5 protein-coding genes are annotated in these 5,556 nt (G+C 49.1%); 4 read left to right on the top strand and 1 reads right to left on the bottom strand.

What is annotated here, in order from left to right; translation table 11 throughout:
• Positions 1–88: 88 nt before the first annotated feature.
• Positions 89–1,342, bottom strand: a complete 1,254-nt coding sequence (ccmI, locus tag RC73_RS19260) for a c-type cytochrome biogenesis protein CcmI (protein ID WP_039036148.1) — start codon at positions 1,340–1,342, stop codon at positions 89–91.
• 452 nt (positions 1,343–1,794) lie between these two features.
• Here ccmI and RC73_RS19255 point away from each other — a divergent pair, with 452 nt between their 5' ends.
• The 4 genes from RC73_RS19255 to RC73_RS19240 are packed head-to-tail and all read left to right on the top strand — an operon-like array spanning position 1,795 to position 5,402.
• Positions 1,795–3,771, top strand: a complete 1,977-nt coding sequence (locus RC73_RS19255) for a heme lyase CcmF/NrfE family subunit (protein ID WP_039036147.1) — start codon at positions 1,795–1,797, stop codon at positions 3,769–3,771.
• A 16-nt stretch (positions 3,772–3,787) separates the two neighbouring features.
• The gene (locus tag RC73_RS19250) at positions 3,788–4,342 is read left to right on the top strand and encodes a DsbE family thiol:disulfide interchange protein (protein WP_039036146.1); all 555 of its coding nucleotides are present in this window, start codon (positions 3,788–3,790) and stop codon (positions 4,340–4,342) included.
• Positions 4,339–4,818 carry a heme lyase NrfEFG subunit NrfF gene (nrfF, locus tag RC73_RS19245; protein WP_039036145.1) on the top strand — a complete coding sequence of 160 codons (480 nt, stop codon included), beginning with the start codon at positions 4,339–4,341 and terminating at the stop codon, positions 4,816–4,818. Before RC73_RS19250 ends, nrfF begins: the two co-directional genes overlap by 4 nt.
• Positions 4,818–5,402, top strand: coding sequence for a TlpA disulfide reductase family protein (locus tag RC73_RS19240; protein ID WP_039036144.1), 585 nt, complete (start codon positions 4,818–4,820; stop codon positions 5,400–5,402). The genes nrfF and RC73_RS19240 overlap by 1 nt, the downstream gene beginning before the upstream one ends.
• Positions 5,403–5,556: the final 154 nt, after the last annotated feature.

Genomic DNA, 5,556 nt, shown 5'->3' with positions numbered 1-5,556 from the left:
CATTAAGCCTAAGAAAAATGCCGTTCACACTAAGTGAACGGCATTAGGCATCAGCCGGTTTTTTTATGTCTATTTGTCAAGGTTAGGATTACTGAACTTCGGTATCCAGCACCAGTTCACCGCTGGCACCGACTTTGATGCTGGCCAGCTTACCTTGCAGATCGCCTGGTTGAGGTTTTACGCTGCCGTGCTTGGACAATACTGCAATCACTTCAACATCGGTAGCATCGCTGAGTTTAACGTTACCACCCATATTGGTGGAATCATCCAGAGTCACAGTCACAGGTAATGACTTGGCACTCACCTTGGTGGCAGCCAGTGGGACTTTAGGGCCTTCGGTTGCTCTGGCAAAGATGAACAACATATCTGTATTGCTGACTTTGGCCGCCAGTTCAGGGGCGATAGAGACATTCAGTGTCACTGTCTTTGCTGTTGCTGTCTTTAAGCCCTTGTGAGCCTCATCATTTGGCATAGTGGCACCACCTTCTGCCTGCAGGCGCATCTTGGCGCTGTCGATGGCATTGATCAGTGCGGCGCGATCCACGTCGGCTCTATCACTGTCAAGAATGGTTTGCCAAGCGCTGATTGCCTTGTTGTAATCCGCGGTAAAGAAAGCATCCATACCAACCAGCAGTAGAGTGGAAGGGTCTTGTGGATCCAGTTTCAGCGCTTGATCAATCAGTGACTGAACCACAGGGATCATCTGCTGACCGGCCTTATAATAGAGGGCGGTAGCTTTGGGGCCAAGCAACTCGGCGTGAACTCCCACCAGTTCGATCACCTTATCAAAGGCTGCTACTGCCTGATCATATTGTCCGGCAGAGATGTAGGCGTGACCCAGACTGAACCAAGCTTGGCTGTTTTCCGGCTCCTGCTGCACTGCAGATTCCATCATTTGCACCCGTTGCATCATGATCTGTTCAGTACTCATACCTGCATGGGGGTTTTCAGGTTGAGGTGAATCGATATTCTGATAGGCGCCTAACTGTTGATAGGAGTAACCGGCCACGACCAGTAATACGGCAGACATCAGACTTGGCCACAGTAGCCCTTTAGGCTTGGCTTGTGTATCGAGCGAATCATCCGCTCCTTGCTTGATGTCCTGCAACAAGCTGACTTCCAGCTCCTTTTTCAGGGATTCAAATTCGTCTTGGTCCAGCAGTTCTTCCTGGCGTTCTTTTTCCAGAATAGCTAGACGTTCGTTAAACAGTTCCAGGTTGGTCTGTTTACGGACACCGGACTCTTCAGCCTTGAGTAGCTTCTGCTGCCGGAAATGAGGGAGCCAGATCAGCCCCAGGCTGACTAACACAACAATCGCAATAAAAATCCAAAAAGTGGTCATTATGTTTATTTCACGTTGGTTTGTGACAAAGCGGGGTTACCGCACGGCCTGATTGCAAGATTATACGGAAAGATGATTCATTGAACAGTAATATAAGTCCCCCACCAAAGTTAATGGTCATAGTTGGGCACTGGTTCACAGTTCCAAATTTCAGCAAAAAATTCAATGAAACTTCTCTATTTAACGCCTGTCACAGCTTGGAGTCTTGCCGTTTTTCCATGGTCAATATTGGTCGCTCGGAGAATGAGAGCCGCGACCCATAATTGGTGGAAAGTGGCAGACAGGAACAAAAGCAAATACTAAAATGAACAAAAATTCGTAATATATACCTGTTAACCCTTGCGGCTTTTAAGCCGCAATTAAGTTAATAAAGTAATGGTGTGTGCCCGTAGTTGTGCGTCTGCCTAGAATAGAAGCTTGGCAGACATTGACCTGGAAACTGAGGAAAACCCATGATCCCAGAACTTGGACATTTCTCATTGATCATAGGGATGGCGTTCGCAGTACTGCTGATGACAGTCCCCCTGATCGGTGTTGCCCGCAAAGACCAATACCTAGTGCGCTATGCCTGGCCACTAAGTTACGGTATGTTTTTTTTCATCTTTTTATCGGTAATTGCGTTGGGTTATAGCTTCGCAATCGATGACTTCTCAGTAGCCTATGTGGCTCATCATTCCAACTCTCAATTGCCTATCTTCTTTAAGATTGCAGCAGTCTGGGGCGGACATGAAGGCTCATTGTTGTTCTGGGTCTTCTCACTTTCGGTGTGGACCGCAGCTGTAGCTTTCTTCAGCAAGGGGTTGGAAGAGGTGTTTACCGCTCGGGTATTGGCCGTGTTGGCGATGATCACCATAGGCTTTACCCTGTTTATGCTGCTCACTTCCAGCCCATTCGAACGTTTGTTCCCGATCCCGGCAGAAGGGCGTGACCTTAACCCTATGTTGCAGGATGTGGGTTTGATCTTCCACCCACCCATGCTTTATCTGGGGTATGTGGGCTTTTCAGTCAGCTTCGCCTTCGCTATCGCCGCATTGATGAGCGGTCGACTCGATTCTGCTTGGGCTCGTTGGAGTCGTCCTTGGACTCTGGCTGCCTGGATCTTCCTCACTGGTGGTATCGCATTGGGCTCCTGGTGGGCATATTACGAGTTAGGTTGGGGCGGTTGGTGGTTCTGGGATCCGGTTGAAAACGCGTCCTTTATGCCATGGCTTGTTGGTACAGCTCTGGTTCACTCCTTGATAGTGACAGAGAAGCGCGGTGCCTTCCGTAACTGGACAGTGCTTCTGTCTATCTTTGCCTTCTCTTTGAGCTTACTGGGTACATTTATTGTTCGTTCTGGCGTGCTGACCTCAGTGCACTCCTTTGCGGCAGACCCAGGCCGGGGTATGTTCATTCTGTTGCTGCTCGGTTTGGCTATCGGTGGTTCGCTGACCCTGTTTGCCTTCCGTGCCAGTGAAATGAGCAGCCCAGCTCGCTTCGATTTGAAATCCAAAGAAACCATGCTGCTGGTTTGTAACGTATTGCTGACTGTGGCTGCAGGTACTGTATTGCTCGGTACTCTTTATCCACTGCTGATCGATGCGTTGGGCATGGGTAAGATTTCTGTTGGCCCACCATACTTTAATGCAGTGTTTGTTCCTATCGTGCTGGTGCTGTTCGGCTTTATGGGGATTGGTCCCATCATTCGCTGGAAAAAATCCAAACAAGGAGAGCTCAAACGTCAGTTATTGGTACCTGCGATTATCTCGGCTGTGCTGGGTGTAATCGCGCCATTTATCGCCGGTGGTGAGTTCAACATCTGGGTGGCACTGGGTATAGGTGCGGCAGTGTGGATTGTGCTGGCGACTCTGCGTGCCGGTTACAACGTGATTAAAGCTAAAGACGGTAGTGTCAGCCTGGCGCGTATGGGCCGCAGTGAACTGGGGATGATCATTGCTCACTTAGGTATTGCTGTCTCAGTAGTTGGTGCCACCATGGTGTCTAACTACTCTATTGAGAAGAGCGTGCGTATGGGGCCTGGTACCAGTCATGAACTGGCCGGTTACACCTTCAACTATCTGGAAACCCGTAACGTTGTTGGCCCCAATTACACGGCACAGCAAGGACAGGTTGAAGTACTTAAAGATGGTGAAAAGATTGCATTGTTGCAGCCGGATCGTCGTCAATACAATGTTCGCACCATGGATATGACCGAAGCCGGTATCGACTGGGGCCTGTTCCGGGATCTCTATGTCACTATGGGCGACCCTATTAGCCGTACTGAATTTGCAGTGCGACTGAACTACAAACCTTTTGTTCGTTGGTTGTGGTTTGGCAGCATCTTTATGATGGTTGGTGGTTTCTTTGCTGCTTCAGACAAGCGATACCGTGCCAAGGCGCGTGCTGAAGAAGCGGCCTCAGCCAAGAAAGCCAAACTGGCAACAGCCTGAAACAGGTAAGAAGAAGATGAAGAAGCTAATACTTTTTATTCCACTGATATTGTTTCTTTTGATGGGGATCTTCCTTTATAAGGGACTGTTCTTGAATCCGCAGCAGTTGGATTCCGCTTTGGAAGGCAAGCCAGTGCCTGCCTTCCAATTGGAAAAACTGGAAACGCCGGGAGAGATGATCACCAACGAAGATCTCAAAGGTAAGGTATCCATGCTGAACGTATGGGCAACTTGGTGTCCATCCTGTAAGTATGAACATCCTTACCTGATGCAACTGGCACGTCAGAATTTGATACCTATCCATGGCATTAATTATCGTGACGAGCGTGCACTGGCAATGAGAGAACTCTCTCGTCAAGGCGACCCTTACACGCTGAATATCTATGACAAAGATGGTCGTCTTGGTCTGGATCTCGGAGTATACGGTGCGCCGGAAAGTTTCATCGTGGATCATAACGGCATTATTCGTTATCGCTATGCTGGGCCGGTAGATATGCGGGTTTGGAAAGAAACCCTGTATCCCATGATCCAACAGTTGCAGGCCGAGGCCGCTAAGGATAAAGCGTCATGAGAAAGTTGCTGCTAAAAACCTTTGCTGTTGTAGCACTCCTGATTGGCTATGCCGCTCAGGTGGCGGCAACGCCGGTGGACACTTTCGAGTTCAGCTCTCCTGATAAGCAGAAGCGAGCGTTGTCGTTGGCTCATGAGCTGCGTTGCCCTCAGTGTCAGAACCAAAATCTGATCGATTCCAACTCACCGGTTGCCCGCGATCTACGTCTTGAAGTGTACAAGATGGTGGAAGAGGGCAAAGCCGATGATGAAATCGTCCAGTTCATGACCAGTCGCTATGGCGAGTTTGTCCTCTATAAGCCGAGACTTGAAACCAAGACCTACGTTCTGTGGCTTGGGCCTGTGGCACTGCTGTTGTTTGGTGGTTTGATTGGCTTTATCTTCATCCGTAAACAACGTACTTCCGGTGGTAAAGAGCTTGAACTGTCTGCCGAAGAACAACGCCAGTTGGATGAGTTATTGAAGCGAGACAAGTAATGAATAAACTCGGATACTCATTACTTTTGCTGGCGTCCCTGTCACTGGGGGCGCAGGCTTATCCTGGTATGCAGCCAAAGGAGCACAATCAGATCCAATCCAGTGTCGACAAGATCAATGTGCTCCCCCACAGCTTTCCCCTGGAAGTGGTGCCGTTTCAAGATAAGGCCGGTAGCCAATTGGATTTCAGTCAACACAAAGGAAAAGTGGTGCTGGTCAATATCTGGGCCACTTGGTGTCCTCCGTGTGTTAGGGAGTTGCCGGCACTGGAACGACTTGAAGAGCAGTTCAGTGAGAAAGAGTTCGCCCTGCTACCGATTTCCATCGATCAGGGGGGGCAGGAGCAAGTTGCCAGTTTTCTGCAATCCCAGGGGATGGCAAACTTCCACAGTTACTACGATCCGCAGATGCAGTTGGGGCAGATATTCCCACTCGATACTATCCCGGCGACCTTTATTCTAAATGGTAAAGGGGAGCTGATTGCCTTTGTTCGTAGCTTTGTCGACTGGGATGACCCAAAAGCGATAGCCTTACTCAAAGGCTTTATTGAGCAGGAAAATGTTACTAAGTCGGCTGCAAACTAGCTAAATCTGGTTGTAAAACAGCCATGATGACTGAAAAAGATCGTTTTTGCCTAAAAGTTCGGCAAGCGATCTTTTTTCTTTTAAAAAGCCCTTGCACAAAAGTTTAGGCTCCCTATAATGCGCTCCCACTGACACGGCACAGCGGCAACGCGAA

The sequence above is a fragment of the Shewanella sp. ECSMB14102 genome, from assembly GCF_000813075.1.
Classification (GTDB): domain Bacteria; phylum Pseudomonadota; class Gammaproteobacteria; order Enterobacterales; family Shewanellaceae; genus Shewanella; species Shewanella indica.
This window is presented reverse-complemented; position numbering and strand designations above follow the sequence as displayed.